22 protein-coding genes are annotated in these 22,527 nt (G+C 61.8%); 10 read left to right on the forward strand and 12 right to left on the reverse strand.

What is annotated here, in order from left to right; all coding sequences use genetic code 11:
• Positions 1-9 precede the first annotated feature (9 nt).
• Both FKL89_RS04335 and FKL89_RS04340 read right to left on the reverse strand, forming a co-directional pair.
• Complete coding sequence (locus tag FKL89_RS04335) at positions 10-954, reverse strand: sensor histidine kinase (RefSeq protein WP_156861609.1); 945 nt, start codon at positions 952-954, stop codon at positions 10-12.
• A complete protein-coding gene (locus FKL89_RS04340; RefSeq protein WP_156861610.1) occupies positions 951-1,271 on the reverse strand; it encodes a 2TM domain-containing protein in 321 nt (106 codons plus the stop codon). The genes FKL89_RS04335 and FKL89_RS04340 overlap by 4 nt, the downstream gene beginning before the upstream one ends.
• Before the next feature lie 532 nt (positions 1,272-1,803).
• Between FKL89_RS04340 and FKL89_RS04345 the strand changes: the two genes are divergently transcribed.
• The gene (locus tag FKL89_RS04345) at positions 1,804-3,000 is read left to right on the forward strand and encodes a DesA family fatty acid desaturase (RefSeq protein ID WP_238363483.1); all 1,197 of its coding nucleotides are present in this window, start codon (positions 1,804-1,806) and stop codon (positions 2,998-3,000) included.
• Positions 3,001-3,125: 125 nt separating this feature from the next.
• Here FKL89_RS04345 and FKL89_RS04350 read toward each other — a convergent pair whose 3' ends face one another.
• The 8 genes from FKL89_RS04350 to FKL89_RS04385 all read right to left on the reverse strand — a co-directional run bounded on the left by FKL89_RS04350 (position 3,126) and on the right by FKL89_RS04385 (position 8,955).
• The gene (locus FKL89_RS04350) at positions 3,126-3,641 is read right to left on the reverse strand and encodes a hypothetical protein (RefSeq protein WP_156861611.1); all 516 of its coding nucleotides are present in this window, start codon (positions 3,639-3,641) and stop codon (positions 3,126-3,128) included.
• Between the two features lie 232 nt (positions 3,642-3,873).
• Complete coding sequence (rpmG, locus tag FKL89_RS04355; RefSeq protein WP_156861612.1) at positions 3,874-4,029, reverse strand: 50S ribosomal protein L33; 156 nt, start codon at positions 4,027-4,029, stop codon at positions 3,874-3,876.
• A gap of 18 nt (positions 4,030-4,047) precedes the next feature.
• On the reverse strand, positions 4,048-4,281 hold the full coding sequence (rpmB, locus tag FKL89_RS04360) for a 50S ribosomal protein L28 (protein WP_156861613.1): 234 nt from the start codon (positions 4,279-4,281) through the stop codon (positions 4,048-4,050).
• 190 nt (positions 4,282-4,471) lie between these two features.
• Positions 4,472-5,404 carry an ROK family protein gene (locus tag FKL89_RS04365; protein WP_337786224.1) on the reverse strand — a complete coding sequence of 311 codons (933 nt, stop codon included), beginning with the start codon at positions 5,402-5,404 and terminating at the stop codon, positions 4,472-4,474.
• Positions 5,401-6,135, reverse strand: coding sequence for a GntR family transcriptional regulator (locus tag FKL89_RS04370; protein WP_156861614.1), 735 nt, complete (start codon positions 6,133-6,135; stop codon positions 5,401-5,403). The genes FKL89_RS04365 and FKL89_RS04370 overlap by 4 nt, the downstream gene beginning before the upstream one ends.
• 222 nt (positions 6,136-6,357) lie before the next feature.
• Positions 6,358-7,131 carry an SDR family NAD(P)-dependent oxidoreductase gene (locus FKL89_RS04375; RefSeq protein WP_156861615.1) on the reverse strand — a complete coding sequence of 258 codons (774 nt, stop codon included), beginning with the start codon at positions 7,129-7,131 and terminating at the stop codon, positions 6,358-6,360.
• Between the two features lie 31 nt (positions 7,132-7,162).
• Positions 7,163-8,332 (reverse strand): UxaA family hydrolase, encoded by a 1,170-nt coding sequence (locus FKL89_RS04380; protein WP_191991685.1) that lies wholly within the window; start codon positions 8,330-8,332, stop codon positions 7,163-7,165.
• Between the two features lie 341 nt (positions 8,333-8,673).
• A complete protein-coding gene (locus FKL89_RS04385; RefSeq protein WP_156861616.1) occupies positions 8,674-8,955 on the reverse strand; it encodes a UxaA family hydrolase in 282 nt (93 codons plus the stop codon).
• Positions 8,956-9,103: 148 nt separating this feature from the next.
• On the opposite strand from FKL89_RS04385, the gene FKL89_RS04390 reads away from it, so the two are divergent.
• Together FKL89_RS04390 and FKL89_RS04395 are read left to right on the forward strand one after the other, a co-directional pair.
• Complete coding sequence (locus tag FKL89_RS04390; RefSeq protein ID WP_156861617.1) at positions 9,104-10,036, forward strand: hydroxyacid dehydrogenase; 933 nt, start codon at positions 9,104-9,106, stop codon at positions 10,034-10,036.
• 8 nt (positions 10,037-10,044) lie between these two features.
• A complete protein-coding gene (locus FKL89_RS04395) occupies positions 10,045-11,049 on the forward strand; it encodes an Ldh family oxidoreductase (protein WP_156861618.1) in 1,005 nt (334 codons plus the stop codon).
• 7 nt (positions 11,050-11,056) lie between these two features.
• On the opposite strand, the gene FKL89_RS04400 is transcribed toward FKL89_RS04395, so the two are convergent.
• The gene (locus tag FKL89_RS04400) at positions 11,057-12,415 is read right to left on the reverse strand and encodes a DUF1501 domain-containing protein (protein ID WP_156861619.1); all 1,359 of its coding nucleotides are present in this window, start codon (positions 12,413-12,415) and stop codon (positions 11,057-11,059) included.
• Between the two features lie 14 nt (positions 12,416-12,429).
• Positions 12,430-14,562, reverse strand: a complete 2,133-nt coding sequence (locus FKL89_RS04405; protein WP_156861620.1) for a DUF1800 family protein — start codon at positions 14,560-14,562, stop codon at positions 12,430-12,432.
• Positions 14,563-15,066: 504 nt separating this feature from the next.
• On the opposite strand from FKL89_RS04405, the gene mraZ reads away from it, so the two are divergent.
• From mraZ to mraY, 7 genes are read left to right on the forward strand one after another with little or no spacing between them, the layout of a single operon-like run.
• On the forward strand, positions 15,067-15,501 hold the full coding sequence (mraZ, locus tag FKL89_RS04410; RefSeq protein WP_156861621.1) for a division/cell wall cluster transcriptional repressor MraZ: 435 nt from the start codon (positions 15,067-15,069) through the stop codon (positions 15,499-15,501).
• Positions 15,502-15,511: 10 nt separating this feature from the next.
• On the forward strand, positions 15,512-16,462 hold the full coding sequence (gene rsmH / locus FKL89_RS04415; RefSeq protein WP_156861622.1) for a 16S rRNA (cytosine(1402)-N(4))-methyltransferase RsmH: 951 nt from the start codon (positions 15,512-15,514) through the stop codon (positions 16,460-16,462).
• Positions 16,459-16,746 carry a cell division protein FtsL gene (ftsL, locus tag FKL89_RS04420; RefSeq protein ID WP_156861623.1) on the forward strand — a complete coding sequence of 96 codons (288 nt, stop codon included), beginning with the start codon at positions 16,459-16,461 and terminating at the stop codon, positions 16,744-16,746. The genes rsmH and ftsL overlap by 4 nt, the downstream gene beginning before the upstream one ends.
• A gap of 12 nt (positions 16,747-16,758) precedes the next feature.
• Positions 16,759-18,504, forward strand: a complete 1,746-nt coding sequence (locus FKL89_RS04425) for a peptidoglycan D,D-transpeptidase FtsI family protein (RefSeq protein WP_156861624.1) — start codon at positions 16,759-16,761, stop codon at positions 18,502-18,504.
• The gene (locus FKL89_RS04430) at positions 18,501-20,003 is read left to right on the forward strand and encodes a UDP-N-acetylmuramoyl-L-alanyl-D-glutamate--2,6-diaminopimelate ligase (protein WP_156861625.1); all 1,503 of its coding nucleotides are present in this window, start codon (positions 18,501-18,503) and stop codon (positions 20,001-20,003) included. The genes FKL89_RS04425 and FKL89_RS04430 overlap by 4 nt, the downstream gene beginning before the upstream one ends.
• A complete protein-coding gene (locus FKL89_RS04435; RefSeq protein WP_156861626.1) occupies positions 19,918-21,369 on the forward strand; it encodes a UDP-N-acetylmuramoyl-tripeptide--D-alanyl-D-alanine ligase in 1,452 nt (483 codons plus the stop codon). Before FKL89_RS04430 ends, FKL89_RS04435 begins: the two co-directional genes overlap by 86 nt.
• The gene (gene mraY, locus FKL89_RS04440; RefSeq protein ID WP_156861627.1) at positions 21,369-22,523 is read left to right on the forward strand and encodes a phospho-N-acetylmuramoyl-pentapeptide-transferase; all 1,155 of its coding nucleotides are present in this window, start codon (positions 21,369-21,371) and stop codon (positions 22,521-22,523) included. Before FKL89_RS04435 ends, mraY begins: the two co-directional genes overlap by 1 nt.
• Positions 22,524-22,527: the final 4 nt, after the last annotated feature.

Here is a 22,527-nt window from a genome sequence, read left to right on the forward strand (position 1 = left end):
GAGCCGCTCCTACATTGGCACCCGGATCGTGATTTCGGTGCCAGGGCTGGCGTCGGCAACGGTGAGCGTGGCGCGACCATCGTAGAGCACGGCGAGGCGCTCGCGCAAGTTGGCCAGCCCGACGCCGGTGCCAGCGCTGTCGGCGTGCTCACCAAAGCCGAGACCGTTGTCGCGCACCGTCAGCCGCATCTGGCCGCCGGCGCCGTTTGCGACGCCGGACTCACGTGCGATGCGCACGTCCACGCGCCCGCCTTCGACTTTTGGCTCGAGGCCGTGCTTGATTGCGTTCTCCACCAGCGGTTGCAGCAGCATCGGCGCCAGCGGTGCGGCCTCCAGCGCCGGATCAACCTCAAACCCAAACTGCAGCCGCTCGCCCATGCGGATCTTGATGAGTTCAAGGTAATGCCGCAGCAATTCCATTTCCTGTTTGACTGTGCCTTCCTGAGAGCGGCTCGCAGAAAGGCTTTGCCGCAGGTAGGCGATGAAGTTGTCCAGCATCAGGTTGGCGCGCTCGGGTGAGCGGTTGATCAGGCTCTGGATGTTGGCGAGCGTGTTGAACAGGAAGTGCGGCTCGATCTGGGCCTGCAACATGCGCATTTGTGCCTGCATCAGCTGCTTCTCGCTGGAAACCACCTTGAGTTTCTCGCGCGCCATGATCTCGTCAACCTTCTTCTGCTCCCATTCGGTGCCGAAGAAAGATCGTCCGGCAAACACGGTCAGTCCCTGCACCACGAGCCCGAGCCCCCAGCCGATCGTCGCCCACTGCGCCCAGAGCCGGGTGCCCGTGCTCAGGTTGATCACCCAGAGGATCGGGATGATCACGGCGTACATTGACGCCGAGATGTAGAAACTGCGGATGTCCTTTACCCGTTTGCGGGCGATGCGCAGCGACTCCTGATAGTGCGCTTCAGCGTAGGACAGGGGGCGGCTTTCGCCGGTGGTGCTGACGTTCATTGCCGCTCTTTCTGCATGAGCTCTTTCACCTTGCGGTCTTCCCACTCTTGCGAGAAGAAGCTCCAGTAGGGCAATACCGACAGCCCGTGCACGAAGACACCGATGCCCCACCAGAACGTCGGCCAGATCGCCCAGTACGACCAGAATCGCCCGCCGGCGGCGGTGCCCCACAGCATCCAGACGTTGGCGCCCCAGAGCGTGAGGTTGACGATTACGTAGACAAACACGTGCCGATAAAACTCCGCCAGCCGGTGCACACGGCGGCGGATGGCGATTTCACGTTCGGACATGCCGGGGAGGATCAATTCGTCGTCCATGATCTCAGGTATTCAGCGCTTTCGGCGGTTCGGGATTGATGGACGCAGTCTAGGTGGCGTCAGCGGCCGGAGCAAAGACGGTTCGACGAATCGACAGGATTGCGCCGCCATTGTCAGCCGGGTTTCGCCAGCGGCAGTCAGATGGCTGTCGTGCGTCGTGCCTTTTGTGCAGCTTTCGTTGAAAACGACCACTGAATCGGGTTTAGACCCGTAACTGGCATAAAGTCGACTTTCGATCATATTTGATCCAGGCCCATATTCGATGGTATTTTCGTCAAAAAGCTGTTGCTTGCGAACTCACCGCAAATTCGTGCCAATTGCGCCAGATCAAGCGGGGCTCGCTTCGCCAGCGGTTCAAGCGACGTTTGGAGCACTCCGATGGCTGGAAAGACAGTTTTCGAACCTAAAATAACACGCAGAATTGTCCGGCCCCGGAACAAGGTCTTTGTCAGACTAAGCGCAAGTTGCGTGGCGTTTGAGACTGGCGTTTCCTGCGGCTGCGATATCCGACAGACCTGAGGGAGAGACTTCCTTGATCGATTTTGTTTTGTCCGCCGTTCAGGGCGCCGTTGATTTGCCCTGGTGGGGCTATGTGCTGGTGCTGCTGGGTACCACCCACGTCACCATCGCGGCTGTGACCATCTTTCTGCACCGGGCGCAGGCGCATCGTGCGCTGGACTTGCACCCCATCGTCTCGCACTTCTTCCGCATGTGGCTGTGGCTGACGACCGGCATGGTGACCCGCGAGTGGGTGGCCATCCACCGCAAGCACCACGCCAAGTGCGAAACGGCTGAGGACCCGCACAGCCCAATGGTTTACGGCCACTGGGGCGTGCTGCGTTTTGGCGTTGACCTCTACCGCAAGGAAGCGAAGAACGCCGAGACCATCTCTCGCTACGGCTACGGTACGCCAGACGACTGGATGGAGCGCAATGTCTACGGCAAGTACACCTGGCAGGGCATGGGCGTTTCGCTGATCATTTTCTTCGCGCTGTTCGGCTTTGCCGGGCTTGCCATGTGGGCAATCCAGCTGGCCTGGATCCCGATCACGGCGGCCGGCATCATCAACGGTACCGGCCACTTCTGGGGTTATCGCAATTACTCGACGGACGACACCTCCACCAACATCAGCCCCATCGGCATCATCATCGGTGGCGAAGAGTTGCACAACAACCATCACGCGTTCGGCGCTTCGGCCAAGTTTGCCCACCGCTGGTACGAGTTTGACATTGGCTGGATCTACATCCGCATGATGTCGGCCGTGGGCTTGGCTCATGTGCGCAAGGTGGCGCCAGCACTGAAGATTCGCACCACCGAGGGCGAGGTTGATGAGACGCTGCAGGCGATCATCACCCACCGTTATCGCGTCATGCAGGAATACGCCCGCGTGGTGAAAGCCACCGCGAAGGCCGAATTCGCCGCCCGCAAGGCTCGCGCTGGCGCCGCGGCGGCCGACCTGCCGAACTTGCGTCAATTGCTCGCGGATTTCCGGGCTGATGCAGCTACGCTCGCGGATGCACAGCGGGCCCGGCTGGCGGCGGCCTTTGCTGCCAGTGATGCGCTCAAGCAGCTCTACCAGAAGCGCCAGGAGCTGGTCGCACTGTGGGGCCGCTCCACGGAGTCGAAGGAGCAGTTGGTTGCCCGCTGGAAGCAGTGGCGCGCCAGTGCGGAAGGCTCGAACATCGCGCCGCTGCAGGCGTTCTCACTGCGTCTGGCGCGTTACGCCTGACGCGCGAAGGCAGCACGCTACTGCTGCCAGACAACAAAAAGGCCCGCGACTGCGGGCCTTTTTGTTGTCTGGCGCACCTTAATGCGTGCGCACTGATCACTCAGCGAATGGCCGCAAGTGGCGCATCACTGGCTCATGTTCTGGATGCCGATGTAGCAGGTTGCGTTGGCGGACACTGCATTGCCGGCGACGCAGGTCGTGGTCAGCGGCTGCAACGAAAAGGAGCCGGGGTTTGCCAGCGTGATGCTGCGGATCACGATGGTGTTGCCAGTCAGGTTGACAAAGGGATACGGTCCCGTCGTGTTCACCATGGCGGTGGCGGGGCTGGTCACCATATTGGTCGTCGGAATCGGCACAAAAGCCTGTGAGGATTGCGGTGCAGTGGCGACTGCTCCGACCACGCCGGCGGCGGCAACCGCTCCAAGCAGTCGCGATGCTGCGCGGTTGCGCTTGCGCAGCAACACGGCGGCGCTGGCGACCATCAGCACTGCGGCTGCGGTGATACCCCAAGAGCCAACCGGTATCGGACCAGCAAGATCGAACGCAACAACAATACTGGGTTGCACCTGCGCAAACGCTGACTGAGTGGCGACGAACGCCGCAGCGCCTGCGGAGACCAGAGAACGAACAAACCGATTCATCAACGAAACCTTTCAAAATGGGTCAAAAATCTTCCGACGCGATTTTCTTTTTCTGATCGTTGCGACGCAACAAATTCCTTCGCGCGATGACGCGTGCGAGTCCGGGTGTGTTGTGAATCTGCCGGTGTGTTAACGCACCATGCTTCCCGTGCAGCGGCCAACCGACACAAAAAAGCCCGCAAAAAGCAGGCTTTTTCGGAGCCGGCACGGTGTACGTGCCGACGAAGGACGACTATTTGAGCTTCGTCTCTTTATAGAGCACGTGCTTGCGGGCAACGGGATCGAACTTCTTGATTTCGAACTTGCCGCTCATCGTTTTCTTGTTCTTGGTCGTCGTGTAGAAGTGGCCGGTGCCGGCAGACGATTCGAGTTTGATTTTTTCACGCATGATTCAAAACCTCCGGAATTAGATCGTGCCTTTGGCGCGCAGGTCGGCGAGAACGGCGTCGATGCCCTTCTTGTCGATCAGGCGGATGCCGGCGGTGGTCAGACGAAGGCTGACAAAGCGGTTTTCGCTTTCGACCCAGAAACGGCGCTGCTGCAGATTGGGCAGGAAGCGGCGCTTGGTTTTGTTGTTGGCGTGGGAAACATTGTTGCCCACCATCGGCTTCTTGCCGGTGACTTGACATACGCGAGCCATGCTCGAACTCCTCTGGCGTCTCGCCGTGTGGGCGATTGCCGGTACTTCAGTGACGTCCCTGGGCGGCTGAAGGGTCTGGCGCGCCGCAAACGTCGAGTGGACAGCAGGCGGGCCGGGTTTGGCGATTCAGGGAAAGCCGATAATTATAGCCCGAAAGCGGGCGTGTCGCAATCGCTACGTTAGTGGGCGCTTACCAGAGCCACGCGGCGCCACGTACGCCACTCGAGTCGCCATGCACGTTGCGCACAAAGCGCGTGGCCACGTATTCGCTGAACACGTACTTGGGCAACAGTGGCGGCACGCTGGCGTAGAAGCGCTCGATGTTCGATACGCCACCACCGAGCACGATGACGTCCGGGTCGAGCACGTTGATGATGGTCGCAAAGGCGCGCGCCATGCGGTCCTCAACACGTCGCAGGTAGCTCTCCGAAGCAACGTCACCGGCTGCAGCACGGGTCACGATATCAGCCGAATGGATTGAACCGTCACCAAAGTGCGCCTGAATGCCGGTGCCGGAGAGCCAGGTTTCGATGCAGCCCGGCTTGCCGCAATAGCAAACGTTGGCACGGCCGCCGAGCGCTACGGGCAGCTCATCGCCTTCCGGCCACGGCAGCGGGTTGTGCCCCCATTCGCCGCCGATGCCGTGCAGCCCCTCCAGTACCTTGCCGTCGATGACGACGCCGGCACCGACCCCGGTGCCGAGAATGGCGCCGAACACTGTCTTGGCGCCACGACCGGCACCGTCGACCGCCTCCGACAGCGCAAAGCAGTTGGCGTCGTTGGCGATGCGCACTTCGCGGCCGAGGCGTTGCTCAAGCATCTGCCTGACTGGCTTGCCATTGAGCACGACGGTATTGGAACCGCGCAGCAGGCCACTGTGCGGCGACAGCGATCCCGGCGTGCCGATGCCCACGCTGCAACGGCCCGCGACTGCAGCCTCAGCATCGGCCACCAGCCCGGCAATGGCGTCGCAAATGCTTTCCGCCGTCTGTTTGGGGGTGGCGATGCGGTGCCGCCAGCGCTCGGCGCCATCGGCGTCGAGTACCACCGCCTCGGTCTTGGTGCCGCCAAGATCGACGCCGAGCCGCAGCGAGGCCTGCGGTTGTGCGGCCAACGCCGTCACAGCAATTCCGCGAAGTATTCGTGCGCGGCGGTGTTGACCGTGGATATCCGCAATTCGACCGGCTCGTCGCGCATGTCGATCGCCGTGCGGCGTATTGTCAACACGGGCATGCCGGGCTTGATTTTCAGCAGCTTCGCATGGTCGATTGACGCAGCTTCTGCCCGCAGCCGCTCCTCGGTGCGCACGACCGTGATGCCGAAGACTTCCTGATAAAGGTTGTAGATGGTGTTGGGCCGTTCCTTGAACTGCGCGGCTGACAGGCCCGCAAAGCGTGCCAGGTCAAGCGTGATGTCGTCCACCAGCACCACCGCGCCCTGCAGCGAGAGCTTGTTGCGGATGTGCAGGGTCGGTGTACCGACGGCGATGTTCAGGCGCGCTGCCGCTTCGGCATCTGCCGTGCTCTTGTGGAAGAACACGAACTCAACCAGCGGATAGCTCTTGATGCCCTTGTGCGGCACGATGTGGAAGAAGTAGAACAGCAACCGTTCGCGATCATGCGAGGCGACGTAGGTGCCCTTGCCCTGCTGGCGGATCAGGATGCGGTTCTCGACCAGCTCATCAATTGCCTTGCGCAAGGTGCCGATCGAGACGCTGAACTCGATGGCGAGCTGCCGCTCGGAGGGGATCAGTTGCCCCGGTTTCAGCTCACCCGATGCCAGTTGCTCCATCAGCGCACGCTGTACGCCCTTGTAAAGCGGCCCGCCATCGGGGTTGTTCAATGAAGTTGCCATAACTTTGCAGTATCGCTTGCGGTGAACCGACTGTCGATGGACGCTTCAGCTTTTTCGCAAGAAGTCCATTTTATGTGGGCATGAAGCTGGAAAGAGGATGAAGTCGACTTTGCGTTGAATGTAATGCGAAGCCCAGATATATTGGGTGTTAGTGTGAAAAGCTGTACGGTTGCAACGGGGCATCGCGGCGCCGGTTCAGACAGCCTGCTGGCCACGGCGCGCTCACTTGGCGCCGTAGCCACCATCGACAAACAGTGTGTGGCCCGTCACAAAGGCACTGGCGTCGGACGCCAGAAAGATGGCCGCGCCGTGGAAGTCCTCGGGCAGCCCGTTGCGCCCGACCATCGATGCAGCCGCATGGCGCTCGGCAAAGCCGGGGATGGTGTTCACCGCCTGCTCAGTCAGCGGCGTGACGACGAAGCCCGGCGCCAGCGCGTTGCAGGTCACACCGAAACGCCCGTAGTGCTCGGCGGTGGAGCGCGTCAGCGAGACGATGCCGCCCTTCGAAATGCCGTAGACGCCGCTATTGTTGAAGGCGCGGAATGACTGCTGCGAGGCGAGGTTGATGATGCGACCCCAGCCCCTTGCCTGCATGGCTGGCGCCAGCGCGCGGATCAACGCCAGCGGGGCTTCTAGGTTGAGCGCCAGCGTGGCGCGAATTTCATCCTCGCTCAATTCGGGCAGGGGTTTGCGGATGTTGTTGGCTGCCGCATTGACCAGGATGTCGGGCGCGCCGAACGCGGCATTGATCTCGCCTATTGCCTGCGTCCGCCGCGCTGCATCGCCAAGGTCGGCAGCAACGGCCTTCGCTTCGATATTTTCGGCGGCGAATTCGCGCACCGTGCGTTCAAGCGCGTCCCCGCTGCGGGCGACGAGTACGAGCTTCGCGCCTTGCGCGCCCATGGCATAGGCCATTGCGCGGCCGATGCCGGAACTGCCGCCAGTAACGACGGCGACCCGGTGGTCGAGACGGAAGAGGCTGGCGAGTGATTTCATGGTCGAAGCCTAAACCACCCGCCGGTAGCAGTTACGCCGATTCGTACAGGCGCGTCAGCACGAACTCGCGATGGCCGAGTGCTTCCGCCGACGTCAGGCGGCCGTTGATGGTGCGCATCATGCAGTCGAGCAGGGCGTCGCCCGCGTCGCTCATGGTCATCTCGCGGCGCAGCAGACCGGAGGTGTCAACGTCGACGTGCTCGCTCATCGTGCGCACGGTCTTCGGGTTGGCGCAGATCTTGATCACTGGCAGGATCGGGTTGCCGATCACGTTGCCCTGGCCAGTCGGGAAGAAGTGCACCACGTAGCCCGAGGCCGCGCACAGCGTCACCATTTCGGCCGCAGCGGACGATGAATCCATGAACCACAGGCCCGGACCGGTGGGCGCCTCCGCCTTGTCGAGCACGCCGTCGATCTTGCAGGTGCGACCAATCTTCTGGATGTTGCCAAGCGCTTTTTCTTCGATGGTGGTCAGGCCACCGGCGATATTGCCCTTGGTCGGCTGCGAGTCGGAGAGATCGCTGGTCTTGTGCCGTTCGATCATCGCCTGATAGCGGTCGAACATGGTCATGAAGTCTTTCCAGACTTTCGGCGAGCGGCAGCGCGCTTCGAGCAACTTCTCGCCACCGGTGATCTCGGACGTCTCACCGAACAACAGCGTGGTCTTCAGCGGATACAGCTTGTCGAACGCGTTGCCGACGGTCGGGTTGGCGCCGCAGCCGGACGTGGTGTCCGATTCGCCGCATTTGGTCGAGATCCAGAGCTCGCTGATCGGGCATTCAACGCGGTGCAGTTCGCTGGCGTTCTGCAGGAATTTCTTCGCAGCCGCGGAGGCGCGGCGAATCGTCTCATGGTCGCCGTGACCTTCGATGCCGAAGCCGACGACCGGCTTGCCGGTGGTGGCGATACCTTCGACCACCTTTTGCGTCCAGCCGCCCTCAATGCCGATCACCACGACGGCCGCAACATTGGGGTTGCAGCCGGTACCGATCAGCGTGCGGAAATGCAGCTCAAGGTCGGCACCGAATTGCAGGCGACCGTACGGGTGCGGGATCGCCATGGTGCCCTTGATGTTGTGGGCAACGGCTTCAGCTGCGGCGTTCGACAGGTCGTCCACCGGCAGGATGATGACGTGGTTACGCACGCCGACGCGACCGTTTTCGCGACGGTAGCCCCAGAATTTTGATTTTTTGCTGAGCATTTGGATTGTTCCTGGCAAAAGTGGTGAGGGCAAAAAATCAAGGACGAATGACGACGCGCTGCGCGCTAGGACGACGCTTCGCTAGGACGCAAAGCGGGGTCGATACAGATAGGTCATTCATGCTTGACTGATTGCTGAAAAGAATTGGTTGAGAGCAGTGTTACGTTGACTAAGTCTTGCGTCGTAGCGACCAACGGGAGCGTCGTCTTAGCGAAGCGTCGTCATTCGTCCTGCGCCAAAGGCGCGTGAAGCCTTGCGTCATAGCGACCGAAGGGCGCGTCGTCCTAGCGCAAAGCGCGACGTCCTGGCGAAGCGTCGTCCTGCCCTGGTAGCGCTCCGCGCTACCAGCGCTTGGTCTTGACGTTATGGACGTGCAAATGCTCGCCCTTCTTGATCGGAGCGACGACCTTGCCGATGTCGACGCCGTACTTGATCACGGTGTCGCCGACCTTGAAGTCCTTCAAGGCGACCTTGTGGCCGATCGGAATATCGTTCTTCAGTTCCACCTTGACCGTGGAGTCGGGCTCCATGATCCAGCCGGTAGCCTTGCTGCCCTTGGCGCAGCCTTCCACGACGACGACGCCGACGCCATCGCCCTTTTCATGCACAACAAAATGAATCATCGTTTTTCCTCACACGCCGGGCGCGGCACTGCCATCAGGCCGCGGGAGGCGATTTCTGTCGCAACAAGTTTATTCTAAGTCATATAGATGATATAGATGACTTGCTTAGAATACAAAATCGAAACCGACAACAACCCACCTGCCTGCCATGCGAATAGTCATTTCCGAATTCATGGATGAAGCCGCCGTAGACACCTTGCGGCAGCGCTTCGGTCCCGATGCCATCCATTACGACGCCAATCTGGTCGACAACCCTGCCGCACTCGCGGCCGCGGTCGCTGATTGCGATGCCTTCATCGTGCGCAATCGCACCCAGGTGCGTGGCGCACTGCTAGCTGCCTGCGGCAAGGTCAAAGTGATTGGCCGTCTCGGTGTCGGTCTCGACAATATTGACGTGCCCGCCTGCGAAGCGCGCGGCATTCGTGTGATCCCGGCCACCGGCGCCAACGCCCTGGCCGTAGCGGAGTATGTGATTGGCACCGCGATGCTGCTGCGGCGTGCGAGCTATCTGAGCACGGCAGAGGTGATCGCCGGGAAATGGCCACGCAACAAGCTCTCCGCCGGACGCGAAACGGCGGGTGCCGTGATGGGCCTGATCGGCTTCGGTTCCATCGGTCAACTCACGGCACGTCTCGCCCGCGCGCTGGGAATGCACGTGATCGCCTATGACCCGGCTTTGCCAGCGACTCATACGGCGTGGCAGGACATCGGCGTGCAGCCGAAAACGCTGGAGCAGATCACGACCGAGGCTGATGTGATCAGCTTGCACGTCCCGCTGCTGGACGCCACGCGCAATCTGTTCGACGCCAACCGCATAGCCGCGATGAAGCCAGGCGCGGTGCTGATCAATACCTCGCGCGGCGGCATCATTGACGAAGCAGCGGTGGTGGCAGCCCTGAAGCTTGGCTCATTGCGCGGCGCGGCGCTCGACGTGTTCACGCAGGAGCCACTGCCGGCAACGGCGGACTGGGCTGATTGCCCGAACCTCGTGCTGACGCCGCATATCGCTGGCGTGTCGTTCGAGGCCAACATCCGCGTGTCGTCGATGATCGCCGCCGCAGTCATTGACGCATTGAAGTAGGGAACATCATGGCACTTATTTCAATCGCTGACGCTGAATCACTCGCAGCACGTGCGCTGGAGCGCGCTGGCGCGTCCGCTGCCGCCGCGCAGGCCACCGCACGCGCACTGGTCTACGCCGAAGCGCAGGGCACGGTGTCGCACGGCCTGTCGCGCGTGGCGCAATACGCTGGTCACATGGGCGCCGGGCGGGTGGATGGAAAAGCCACGGCCGTGGTGCGCCGCGAACAGGGCGCGACGGTGATCGTGGATGCGGCCGACGGTCTGGCCTTCCCGGCCTGCGCACTTGCGATTGATCACGCGATGACCAAGGCCCGTGAGCTGGGTGTTGCGGTGGCCGCAGTGACCAACAGCTATCACTTCGGCGCGGCGATCTATCACCTCGAAGCAATCGCCGCTGCCGGAATGGTCGGCCTCGCGTTTTCCAATTCACCGGCGGCAATCAACGCCTGGGGTGGCAAGCGGCCGTTGTTCGGTACCAACCCGATTGCCGCGATATTCCCGCGTCGAGGCGGTGAACCGCTGGCCATTGACCTCGCGTTGTCAGAAGTGGCGCGTGGCAAGTTGATGGTGGCCGCAAAGGAGGGCAAGGCGATTCCCACCGGCTGGGCGCTAGATGAAGACGGACAACCCACGACCGACCCGGCGCGCGGCCTCAAGGGCAGCATGGCGCCGGCCGGCGGTGTCAAGGGCGCGATGCTGGCGCTGACGGTGGAATTGCTGGTGACGGCGTTCACCGGCGCCCACTTCGGCTTCGAGGCAGACTCGTTCTTCGAAGTGCCCGGCAACCAGCCCAAGCTTGGACAACTCTTTCTGGTCATCGACCCCGCCGCGATGGGCGGCGGCGAGGTCTTTGCCGAACGCATCGAGACGCTGGTGGCTGCCATGCTTGCTGACGACGGCGTGCGGCTGCCCGGTGCTCGCCGCTACGCGCTGGCGCGCAAGGCGGCCAGCGACGGTCTCGACGTCGCCGACGCAACTCTCGCACAGATGCGGGCACTCGCCGGCGCCTGAGCAACGCTTACAGAAACCCGAGGTTCTTCGTCGGAAACGCCGAGAGGTTTGGCAACACCGCTGACAGCTGGGCGTCGGTTACGCCGAACCAGGTCGCCAGCGTGGCGGCGTATTGATCGACTGACGTTGACGGCAACCAGCGCCCCTCACTGCTGACGTCATCGGGACCAGTGAGTGCGAGCGTGGGGAAGGTGCCGTACATGGCACCGCCCTTGACCGCGCCACCCATGATGAAGTGATGGTTGCCCCAGGCGTGATCGGAACCACCGCCCGCAGCCGGCTTGAAGGTACGCCCGAAATCTGACAGCGTGAACGAGGTCACCTTGTCGGCAACGCCGAGCGTAGCGGTGGCGTCGTAGAACGATTTCATCGCATCCCCGACCTGCGTCAACAGGTTGACCTGAGTATTGAGCTGCCCGGTGTGGGTATCGAACCCACCCAGCGAGACGAAAAATACCTGACGCTTGACGCCGAAGGTGTCGCGCGCGGCTATCAGTTTGGCCACCTGCTGCAACTGCAGCGCGAGCGAATTTCCGTTGGTATTGAACAGCGACTGTACTGTCGTGTTGGTCGCGCTGATCACCGGGTTGACGATGGTGGATAGGTTGATGGCGTTGGCCAGGCCGTCGGCGGTTTCCATCACCAGTGTGTGGTCGCGGCCTTCCCCGAGCAGCGCGGCGAGTGCCTGTTGCCGGGCGCGGGCGATGCTGTTCGTCCCGTTGTCCGAAAGACCGAAGGTGCCGCTTGATGGCACGGTGAGCGCGCTGGTAGCACTACCTTGCGCGAACAGAACGTTGCCGGCGATCGATGTTGACACCGGCATTGCGGCGCTGCCGTTCATCGACTTCACGGCGTCAGCGAGTCGGCCACCCCAGCCAGTACGCGACGGCTCGTCCGAGAAGGTCGTCTGCCACTGCGCCTGCTGGTCGGCATGCGAAAAGAGCTGGTAAGGGTTGTCGGTACCGGCAAGATACGCGGCCTTGGTGGTGGGGCGATTGAGCGGACCGACGTTGGCGAGCACCGCAAGCTGGCCGCTGGCGAACAGTGGATGCACTTTTGCCAGGGACGGATGCAGACCAAATACGCGGCTCGTGTTCTTCGGCTGTATGGTCAGCAATTCGGACTGGGCGATGTTGATGCCGCTGGCGGCACCGCGGACAGCCGAATACTCGGTGTAGCCGGCGGTGTCGGCACCGATGACGACGTTGTTGCCATCATTGCCGCCGAACAGAAAGATGCAGACCAGCGCTTTGTAGTCGTTCGGGGCCGACTGCGCCCACGCTGGTGAAACGCCGAAACGCGACAGGGAGGCAACCGCAGCGCCAGCGCTCAGTGCGTGGAGGAATTCACGACGAGTGTGTTTCATGACTTTTGCTCCGTTTAGCGCAGGACCTGGGATTCGGGCGCGGCACTGGCGAGATACAGTGCTGTGCGGGCTCGTGTCGTCGTATCGACAGCCGCCACCGCATCAACGGCAGCCTTGATGATCGTGCGGGCGCTGCTGCTTAGCCTGCCGGCAAACAGCACATCATTGACGCGATCAAGCAGGGCGTTGCTGTCGCCGGCGACTGCGGTGTACGGGGACAAATCGAACTGTGTACCCGTCGCACCAAACACCGTCGGATCGGGGTTGATGGTACCGAAGACGGTGGCGTACGCCGTATTCACCCGGTTGAGTGCGGACGTGGTGTTGTAAATCGCAAACTCGGGCGCCACCGCGCCGCTTTTGCTGAGGGCGTAGTCCGGTGGGTAATAGTTGAATACCGACGGCGAGATGAACACGGTCTGCCCCGAGTTGGCGGTGGTGGTGCGGAAGTAAACGCCGTCGGTCTGCGCGTTCATTGCGCGTGCCAGGCGGGTAATCGCCAGTACCGGTTCGCTCTGGTGGCCGTAGGCTGGTGCCCATTTGGCAGCACCACGCGCCTCCGGGTCGGTCAGCACGGCGCGAATTACCGCCTTCATGTCGCCACGGACGCCGCTGCCGTTGTTCTGGAATACCCTGGCGACGCGATCGATGTAGGCTGCACCCGGTTGCCCGGTGACGAAGTGCTGAATCAGGAACTTCGCCACAAACGGCGGCACATTCGGATGATTAAAGATGATGTCGAGCGAGGCGCTGAGGCGCTGGCCCTGCGTCATTGAGCCGGGAATGCTGCCACTGAGGAAGGGCTGCGTGGTGTAGTCGTGCTGGGCGCCGCGTTCCTCCATGTAGCCCTTTACGTTGGCCACGCGGTTGATGTTGGCGGGTGATTGCCCCGGCACGGTGGGATAGGTCCAGCCGGTGAAGACGTGCGCGAGATTCTCGACATCCTCCTGCGTGTAGGTGTCGAGTGGCATGCCGTTGCTGCCGGTCTTCACGCTGCCGTCGTTGTTCAGCTGGTAGAGACCGAGCGAGAAGAGTTGCATCAGCTCGCGTGCATAGTTCTCGTTGGGCTCGACGCCGTTTTGCGGCTTCAGGTTGTTGACCATGTCGAGGTAGCGACCCATCGCGGCGTGCAATGTCACCTTTTGCAGCAGCGTGCGGAAATTCGAGAAGGCTTCGTCGCGCAGCATCTGCTGATAGTCGATCATGCCGTAGGGCATGCCGACATCAGTACCCGAGATCACGAAGAACTGCGACCACGCCCATGCCATGCGCTGCCGCAACTGGTCGTTGTTGTTGATGGCCTGCTTGAAGAACTCGCGTTGCGGCTGGAACAGGCTGTAGTTGTCGCGCTGGCAGTAGCTGGCATCGGTCAGCGGCGGCGTGGTGTTGTTGACACAGGTGTCGGGGCGATTGAGCGGCCACCAGTCGCGCGGCGTGTACTGGCTCGCAGCGGCGTTGAGCTGGTCATCAATCCAGCCAGACGCGCCGCGATTGAGCACGGTGTCGATATCCGACGGCTTGGCGCCAAAACTTGCCTGGTACAGCAGTCGCGAGGCATCGGCACGCTTCTCAGCCGTTGACAGCGGCAGACACATCGCGACGCCTTCAAGCGCATAGCCTTTGGCAGCGTAGGACTGGTAGAAACCGTAGTCCTGGAAGTAACGATGGTTTGCCGGGCCATTGCTGCCGTTGTTGAATGTCCGGTAGAGCGCTGTGGTGCCGCTGGCGCAGGGATTGATGGTGGCGACCAGAGTTTGCAACTGGTCGTAGGCGTACCAGGCGATGCCTTCGGCAACAAAGCCCGGCGTATTTGCCAGCAGCGTGCGGTCCGACTCGCTGATGGTGAAAAAGTGTGAACCAACTGCCGGTGCATAGAAGCGATAAACCGGCTTCGCGCTCGCGTCCTGTCCCTGCGTGAAGGCAGAAAAAGTAACTCCGGTGCGTTTCCAGCCGATGCTCGCGTACTGGTCAAGCAGCGCCCAGTCGGCGGGATTGGCGGAGATGAAATATTTGCTCGACGTCGAGTTGAAGAATTCGACGATGGTGGCACCGGGCTCGGCCGCATGTGCTGTGACGGGCACGATCAGTGCTGTGGCAGCGACACTCGCCTGCAGGCATTGCAACAGCGACAAACTGGAGTTGCGCATCTGGACTCCCCTTTTCTCTGGTGAGTATTGAGTAATGCGGAGTGTCGTGCAAAGTCGCACAAATGCCTGTCCATCAAACGTAACAAACTATTTCCCGTTAATGGTCTGGACGTTGCGACACGCCCTGTGCGGCGAAGAATCTCATAGACAGCCACGGCGGCCTCACGGATGCATCGCGTGCGACCAATCACTGTCTTACAGCTTTTTGCTGAAAGCACCATTTGATAAAGGCTCAAACCGTCAAAATGCCAAAAGTCGATGGTCAACTTGCCGCAGACATCGAAGTGCGATGATCCACGCGTAAAACCTCGAGCAGTGTCAGTTCACGCAACACTTTGATAGTTGTGCATAACTCGTTCATTTTGCGTCTATTTTTATGTGTAAAAGCGTTTAGAAAGCTTCTGTAGGTCATTGAAAAATATAAGTTTCTTCAGATTGATCAGAAATTTGTCAACTTGTGAGTAAAAGTGGGGATTCGCGGCAAAAGGTGGGATAATCTTTTGCATGTTTACGGGCGCATCCAATCTGAGCATTGACGCGAAGGGTCGCATGGCGATTCCCACGCGCTATCGCGATGCGCTGGGCGTCAACCTGGTGTTGACCGCCGATCCAAGCGGTTGCTTGCTGCTGTTTGCCGCTGACGCCTGGCAGCCGTTCGAAGCCCGCGTCAGCGCGCTGCCCAACATGAACCCGCGCATCAAGGCGATGCAGCGCATGTGGCTTGGCTACAAAAGCGATTGCGAAGTCGATGGCGCCGGGCGTGTTGTGCTGACCCCGGAAATGCGCGACTACGCCAAGCTGGACCGCAAGGTGCAGATGATTGGCCAGGGCGATCGCTTCGAACTGTGGAGCGAACGCGGCTGGCAGGACGTCATCGAGCTGGCACAACGCGCGATGCGTGAAGACCCGCCCGCCGAGCTGGCCGGCTTGTCCGTATGAGTGGCGCCCGATGCAACCCGGCACCCACATCTCCGTTCTGCTGCGAGAGGCCTGCGACGCGCTGCTGCCCGAGCGCGGTGGCACGCTGGTGGACGGTACCTTTGGTCGCGGTGGCCACAGCCGTGAGTTGCTGCGCCGGATGCCGGCAGACGCGCGACTCATTGCCGTTGACCGTGACGCGGCGGCCGCTGCTGAAGCGGCCCGCATCGGCGATCCGCGCTTCACTTTTGTCGCTGCCCACTTCGGTGAACTGGGCCGCGTGCTCGCTGAACGCAACATCGCTGCGGTTGACGGCATCCTGCTTGACATCGGTGTTTCGTCACCGCAGCTCGACGACGCCGCGCGAGGTTTCAGCTTCATGCGCGATGGCCCGCTCGACATGCGCATGGACCAGGGAAGCGGCCCAACGGCGGCCGACTGGATCGCCACGGCAAGTGTTGACGAACTGGCAGGGGTGATCCGTGACTACGGTGAAGAGCGGTTTGCTCAGAGGATTGCAGCAGCGATTGCTGCAGCACGCGAGCGGCAACCGGTCGAGCGAACCCTTCAGCTTGCGCAGGTTGTCGAAAAAGCCGTCCCAGCGCGGTGGAGCGGGCAGCATCCGGCCACGAAAACCTTCCAGGCTATTCGGATTCACGTCAACCGCGAACTCGAGGAGCTACGAATGGCGCTGACCGCGGTGCCGGGTTTGCTTGCGCCCGGCGGTCGTCTTGCGGTCATCACCTTTCACTCGCTCGAAGACCGAATCGTCAAGCTGTGGATGCGTGAGCAGGCCGGACGCACACCCGAAGACCCGCGTCTGCGACACCTGCCGGCAGCGCAGACATCCACGGCCGCGATGAAACTGGTCGGGCGCGACATCGCGCCCACCGAGCAAGAGGTCGCAGCTAACCCGCGTGCACGCAGCGCGCGTCTGCGCGTGGCGGAAAAGCTTGGCGACTTTGCTGGAACGGTCGCATGACGCGAGCCAATATTGTGCTGGCGATTCTGGTCTGGATCAGCGCATTCGCACTGGTCAGCAGCCAGTATCGCGTGCGCCATCTCACCATCGAGATCAATCGCGCCCGCGACCTGGCCTACCAGCTTGAGTCGGAGCGCAATCGGGCGGTCCTGCTGCAGTCACGACTGTCGACACCGACCATTGTCGAACGCACTGCGCGTGACCGTCTCGGCATGGACCTGCCGGAGGGTGCACGGACACAACTGGTCGAACTCGGTGGCAGTAGCGCTGCCGCGGCGCAGTAGGTGGTGGGCAGCATGGCCAGAACCGCCAACACCAAAAGCACACCGCAATTCGCCGTCTGGCGTGTGCGCGCGGTCGCCTACGGTTTGCTGGCGGGTTTTGCGGTGCTTGCCGGCCGCGGCATTTATCTGCAGGTCGTGCAACACGAAGACCTGACGCGACGCGGCGATGCCCGCACCACGCGCGACCTCGTATTACCGGCACACCGTGGTCGTCTGCTCGATCGCGAAGGGGCAGTGCTTGCCTCCAGCGTTCCGGCACGCGGTGTGTTCGCTTTTCCCGATCAGGTTGAAATTTCAGACGCCCAGCGCGCCGCTTTGGCGAAGGCGCTGGCGCTAAAGCCCAAGGACCTCGAGCGCAAACTCGACAGCGAGCGCGATCTCGTATTTCTCGCTCGCGGCGTTACCCCTGAGCAGGGACAGGCCGTTGCCGCGCTGAAGATTCCCGGCGTTGCCATCCAGACTGAATACAAGCGCGAATACCCGTCACAGGAAGTGGTCGGGCAGGTGCTCGGGATCACCAACGTCGACGACGTAGGTCAGGAAGGCATCGAACTGGCGCAGAACGAATGGCTCTCTGGCAAACCCGGTGTACGCCGAGTGACCATCGACCGTCGCGGCGGCGTAGTGGAAGAGCTCGGCAGCGTGCGCGCGCCGCAGCAGGGGCGTGATTTGCAGCTCGCGCTCGACTCCCGCGTGCAGCATCTCGCCTTTCGCGAGCTGAAACGCGGCGTAGATGCTCATCGGGCCAAGGGCGGTGCTGCCGTGGTGCTTGACGCACGCTCTGGCGAAATTCTGGCGTTGGTCAACTACCCGACGGCCAAACCCGGTGATCGCGCGGCGGCGGCCACTGGCGGTCTGCGCAATCGCGCGGTGGCCGATCTGTTCGAGCCCGGCTCCACGATGAAACCGTTCACTGTGTCGACCGCGATCGAGACGGGTGCAGTGCGACCCGACACCTTGATTCCAATGCAGGGCAGCACCTACACATTGAACGGCGCCACTATCCGTGACACCCACGCGATCGGCAGCAATGGCGTCGTCTCGCTCACCGAGATCGTCCAGAAATCGAGCAACGTCGGTACCGCCAAGATCGCGGAAAAGCTGCCGAACGAGGTGATGTGGCGTCATCTGCAGCGCGCAGGCTTCGGGCGCGCGCCGCAGACGGGCGTACCGGGCGAAGCGCACGGACGTCTGCGTGCGCCGCAGTCGTGGCGGCCTATCGAAAAGGCCACCATGAGCTACGGCTATGGCCTGTCGGTCAACCTGGTGCAACTGGCGCGCGCCTACACGGTGTTTGCCAATCAGGGTTCGCTGGTCGATGTGACGCTGTTCAAAAACGGTGGTGCTGCCCGGCAGGTGCCGGTCTATTCACCGGAGACGATGCGCTGGGTGTTGCCGATGCTTGAGAAGGCAACGTCGAAAGAAGGCACCGCGCCGCTATCACAGGTACCGGGCTACCGCGTTGCCGGCAAGACCGGGACTGCGAAGAAGCTGGCTGGCGCCATTTATTCGGAAGGCCGCTATGTAGCGTCCTTTGTTGGTCTGGCGCCAGTCAGCAATCCGCGCTACGTGGTCGCCGTCATGATTGATGAGCCCGCCGGTGGCATTTTCTACGGCGGTCAGGTAGCGGCGCCGGTATTCAGCAGCATCATGGGGCAAACACTGCGCCTGATGGAAGTGCCTTACGATGCGCCGCTGCCGGGCGTTCCGACGGCGGTGGATACCCAGGTGGCGATTGTCCGCGAGGGGCAGCCATGACCATCGTTGAAGCCTCGGCGGCCGTTGCTGCACTTGATCGCCTTGGGGTTGCGCGCCAGCGCATGACGCTTGATTCGCGCAGCATCAAGCCCGGCGACGTGTTTGTTGCGATCCCTGGGTCCAGAGTTGACGGTCGTCAATTCATCCGGGCGGCACTGGACGCAGGGGCGGCGGCTGTGTTGCAAGAGGCTACCGGTGCCGACGCCACCATCAGCGACGCGCGAGTGCTGGGCATCAGCAATCTCGCCGCACAGCTTGGTCATATTGCCGGAGAGTTCTACGCGCATCCAGCCGCCGCGATGCGCGTGTTTGGCGTCACCGGTACCAACGGCAAGACGTCCATCACCAACTGGCTGATGCAGGCCTATGGCGCGCTTGGCATGCGCTGTGCCGCTATCGGCACCTTGGGCGTGACACTCGGCGAACGCGAGTGGCCGACCAGCAACACCACACCGGATGCGGTTCATTTGCAGACTATCCTGCGCGATCTGCGCGAGGCCGGTGCTGAAGCTGTCGCGATGGAGGTGAGCTCCCACGCCTTGGAGCTTGGGCGAGTGCAGGGCATGCGCTTTGACGCTGCGATCTTCACCAACCTGACCCAGGATCATCTGGACTTCCACGGCAGTATGGTCGCCTATGGCGCGGCCAAGGCAAAACTGTTTACCGACTATCCAGCTCGCCATCGCATCATCAATGCCGACGATGCATTCGGCCGTGAGCTGATTCAGCGTCAGCTGCCTGGCACGATCTCTTACGGTTTGTACGAAGGTGCCGTGCGTGGCACCGTGCGGCAAATGCGTCCTGACGGCATGCACCTGAACATCGACTACGCCGGACAGAAAGTCGAAGTCAACACGCCGCTGATTGGGCGTTTCAACGCCAGCAACCTGCTGGCGGTTGCAGCGGCGCTGGTGGCGGATGGCGTCGAGTTGTGCCGTGCCGGCGCCGTGCTGGCAACGCTGGTGGCTGCGCCCGGACGCATGCAAAACGTGGCTGTTGATGGCAATGCCGGGCCGCGTGTCTACGTGGACTACGCGCATACGCCAGATGCGCTGGCCAAGGCGCTGGAGACCGTGCGCGAAACTCGGCCGGCAGCGATGGCGGTGGTATTTGGTTGTGGCGGCAACCGTGACCGCAGCAAGCGGCCGCAGATGGGACGGATCGCCGCAGATCGTGCCGACCGCGTCTACGTTACCAGCGACAACCCGCGCAACGAGGATCCGGGCGCCATCGTTGCCGACATCCTTGACGGCATTCCGACGCCGGCGCGGGCGCGCACGGTGGCCATCGTTGATCGCAGCGACGCCATCCAGCGGGCTATCGCCAGCGCAGCGTTCGGCGACGCCATACTGATCGCCGGCAAGGGGCACGAGGACTATCAGGAAGTTGCTGGCGTTCGCTCGCCGTTCTCGGATGTCCAGCACGCGCGAACTGCCCTGCTGGCGTGGCGAGGTACCGGGCAGCCCGACAAAGCGCGAGGTGATCATGTGGGCGGCTGAGTTTCTCGCCGGCGCCTGCGTAGCGCAATTGCGTACCTCCAACCCGGCGGTGGCATTCACTTCGGTATCGATTGATACTCGCACCCTGCAGCCGGGAGCGCTCTACGTTGCGTTGCGCGGCGCCAACTTTGATGGTCACCGCTTCGTTGATCAGGCAATTGCTCAGGGGGCGACAGGCGTATTGGTCGCAGATCCGGTGTCAGCGCCCGACAACGTTGCCGTGTTGCAGGTGCGTGACACGCTGCTCGCGCTGCAAATGATGGGACAGGCAGCACGCCGGCAGTTTGCCGGACCTGTGGTTGCGATTACCGGCAGCAACGGGAAGACGACGACCCGACAACTGACCGCATCGGTGTTGCGGGCGCATTTCGGTGACGACGCTGTGCTCTGCACCGAGGGCAACTACAACAACCATATCGGTGTCCCTCTCACACTGCTACGTCTGCGCCAGCAGCATCGTGTCGCCGTCATCGAAATGGGCATGAACCACTTTGATGAATTGACGCTGCTCACCAGCCTGGCAGCGCCAGATATTGCCGTGATCACCAATGCCGGTCCTGCGCATCTCGAAGGCGTTGGATCGCTTGCCGGGGTCGCCCAGGCCAAGGGAGAGATTTTCACTGGCATGCGGAGCGACGGCATTGCCGTACTCAACGCCGATGACCACTTCATACCGTACTGGGAAGTACTCAACCGGAATCGGCGCGTAGTCCGCTTTGGAACGTGCGATTCGGCCGATGTCAGTGGCACGTATTTGGCGGCGGAATCACGCCTTAACATCGCACGCGGACTGGACGAGGCAGTTACCGTCAAATTGCCTTTTGCAGGTGAGCACAACGGCCGCAACGCGCTCGCGGCTGTAGCCGTGGCGCAGTCGCTCGGCATCGGCGCCGCCGCAGTGCAACGAGGACTCGAAAGCGCGACCAATATTGGAGGGCGTCTGACGCGGCGCCCAATCTCGTCGCAACTGTGTGTCATTGACGACAGCTACAACGCCAATCCCGCATCCATTCGCGCCGGCCTGCAGGTGCTGCTCAACGAACCTGGCAAACGTATTCTCGTGCTGGGCGACATCGCCGAGCTCGGCCAGCACAGTGACTCGCTGCACCTGAGTCTGTTGCAGGACATCGAACGCACGAGCGTCGATCGGGTGTTGACGCTCGGGAGCCGGATGCAGCGTGCAGCGACCGCCATTGGAGGCCGCACAAGTGCATATCTTGACCTTGACGCCATGATGCAGGCGCTCGCTGACGAAATTGCCAGCGCGGAACCGGGATCTGTCACCGTGCTCGCCAAGGGCGCACATTCGATGGCGATGCACCGCGTCGTTGAACGGCTCAATGCCATGTATGGAGAAAAACAATAATGCTGTTGTGGCTTGCCAACCTGTTCGCGACCGATATCCGGGCGTTGTCTGCGTTCAACTACATCACGCTGCGAAGCGTCCTCGCCTGTGCCACGGCGATGGCCATCGCGCTGGCGATCGGCCCCCGCATGATCCGCTGGTTGCTGACGATGAAGATCGGACAGGCCGTCCGCGACGACGGTCCGCAATCGCATCTGGCCAAGCAGGGAACGCCGACGATGGGCGGGGCTCTGGTGCTGACGTCCATCGCGGTGGCGACGGTGCTGTGGGCTGACCTGAGCAATCGTTTTGTGTGGGTCGTGCTGTTTGTGATGATCGGCTTCGGTGCGATTGGCTGGGTCGATGACTACCGCAAGGTCGTGCACAAGAACCCGAAAGGCATGTCGGCCAGGGAAAAACTCTTCTGGCAGGCCCTGATTGGATTGATCGCATCTACCTACCTCGCATTTGCCGTATCGGCGCCGAGTACAGGCAAGATTTTCAATCTGATCTTCCTCTGGGTTCAGAGCGGTTTCACCAACGATCTCCCGTCGAAGGCCGATCTGATCGTGCCTTTCTTCAAGAACATTGCCTATCCGCTGGGGCTGTTTGGGTTCATCACGCTGACGTGGTTTGTGATCGTCGGTACCAGCAACGCAGTCAACCTGACCGATGGCCTCGACGGTCTCGCGATCATGCCGGTGGTCATGGTGGGCAGTGCGCTGGCGGTGTTCGCCTACGTGGTGGGTCGCGTTGACTACTCGCGCTATCTGCTGTTTCCGTACATCCCGGGCGCTGCGGAGCTGATGGTGTTCTGTGGCGCCATGGCCGGGGCGGGGCTCGGATTCCTGTGGTTCAACGCCCACCCGGCGCGGGTGTTCATGGGTGACGTCGGCGCGCTGTCGCTCGGTGCCTCGCTTGGCACCATCGCCGTGATCGTGCGTCAGGAAATCGTTCTCGTAGTGATGGGCGGCGTTTTCGTCGCCGAGACGATTTCAGTGATGTTGCAGGTGGGCTATTTCAAGTACACCAAGGGCAAACGCATTCTCAGAATGGCCCCGCTGCATCACCACTTTGAGCTCGGTGGCTGGCACGAGAACCATGTGGTCATCCGCTTCTGGATCATCACCATGTTCCTCGTGCTTGCAGGCCTGTCCACCCTGAAGCTTCGCTGAAAGG

This window comes from Casimicrobium huifangae, from assembly GCF_009746125.1.
Taxonomy (GTDB): Bacteria; Pseudomonadota; Gammaproteobacteria; order Burkholderiales; family Casimicrobiaceae; genus Casimicrobium; species Casimicrobium huifangae.

Bases quoted from the DNA above. Each gene is read 5' to 3' on its own strand.
- FKL89_RS04350 (WP_156861611.1), bottom strand. From the start codon at position 3,641: ATGAATCGGTTTGTTCGTTCTCTGGTCTCCGCAGGCGCTGCGGCGTTC.
- mraY (WP_156861627.1), top strand. From the start codon at position 21,369: ATGCTGTTGTGGCTTGCCAACCTGTTCGCGACCGATATCCGGGCGTTG.
- FKL89_RS04425 (WP_156861624.1), top strand. From the start codon at position 16,759: ATGGCCAGAACCGCCAACACCAAAAGCACACCGCAATTCGCCGTCTGG.
- rsmH (WP_156861622.1), top strand. From the start codon at position 15,512: ATGCAACCCGGCACCCACATCTCCGTTCTGCTGCGAGAGGCCTGCGAC.
- FKL89_RS04385 (WP_156861616.1), bottom strand. From the start codon at position 8,955: ATGATTCATTTTGTTGTGCATGAAAAGGGCGATGGCGTCGGCGTCGTC.
- FKL89_RS04400 (WP_156861619.1), bottom strand. From the start codon at position 12,415: ATGAAACACACTCGTCGTGAATTCCTCCACGCACTGAGCGCTGGCGCT.
- FKL89_RS04395 (WP_156861618.1), top strand. From the start codon at position 10,045: ATGGCACTTATTTCAATCGCTGACGCTGAATCACTCGCAGCACGTGCG.
- FKL89_RS04380 (WP_191991685.1), bottom strand. From the start codon at position 8,332: ATGCTCAGCAAAAAATCAAAATTCTGGGGCTACCGTCGCGAAAACGGT.
- FKL89_RS04430 (WP_156861625.1), top strand. From the start codon at position 18,501: ATGACCATCGTTGAAGCCTCGGCGGCCGTTGCTGCACTTGATCGCCTT.
- mraZ (WP_156861621.1), top strand. From the start codon at position 15,067: ATGTTTACGGGCGCATCCAATCTGAGCATTGACGCGAAGGGTCGCATG.
- rpmG (WP_156861612.1), bottom strand. From the start codon at position 4,029: ATGCGTGAAAAAATCAAACTCGAATCGTCTGCCGGCACCGGCCACTTC.
- FKL89_RS04435 (WP_156861626.1), top strand. From the start codon at position 19,918: ATGTCCAGCACGCGCGAACTGCCCTGCTGGCGTGGCGAGGTACCGGGC.
- FKL89_RS04335 (WP_156861609.1), bottom strand. From the start codon at position 954: ATGAACGTCAGCACCACCGGCGAAAGCCGCCCCCTGTCCTACGCTGAA.
- FKL89_RS04340 (WP_156861610.1), bottom strand. From the start codon at position 1,271: ATGGACGACGAATTGATCCTCCCCGGCATGTCCGAACGTGAAATCGCC.
- FKL89_RS04370 (WP_156861614.1), bottom strand. From the start codon at position 6,135: ATGGCAACTTCATTGAACAACCCCGATGGCGGGCCGCTTTACAAGGGC.
- FKL89_RS04390 (WP_156861617.1), top strand. From the start codon at position 9,104: ATGCGAATAGTCATTTCCGAATTCATGGATGAAGCCGCCGTAGACACC.
- rpmB (WP_156861613.1), bottom strand. From the start codon at position 4,281: ATGGCTCGCGTATGTCAAGTCACCGGCAAGAAGCCGATGGTGGGCAAC.
- FKL89_RS04405 (WP_156861620.1), bottom strand. From the start codon at position 14,562: ATGCGCAACTCCAGTTTGTCGCTGTTGCAATGCCTGCAGGCGAGTGTC.
- FKL89_RS04375 (WP_156861615.1), bottom strand. From the start codon at position 7,131: ATGAAATCACTCGCCAGCCTCTTCCGTCTCGACCACCGGGTCGCCGTC.
- ftsL (WP_156861623.1), top strand. From the start codon at position 16,459: ATGACGCGAGCCAATATTGTGCTGGCGATTCTGGTCTGGATCAGCGCA.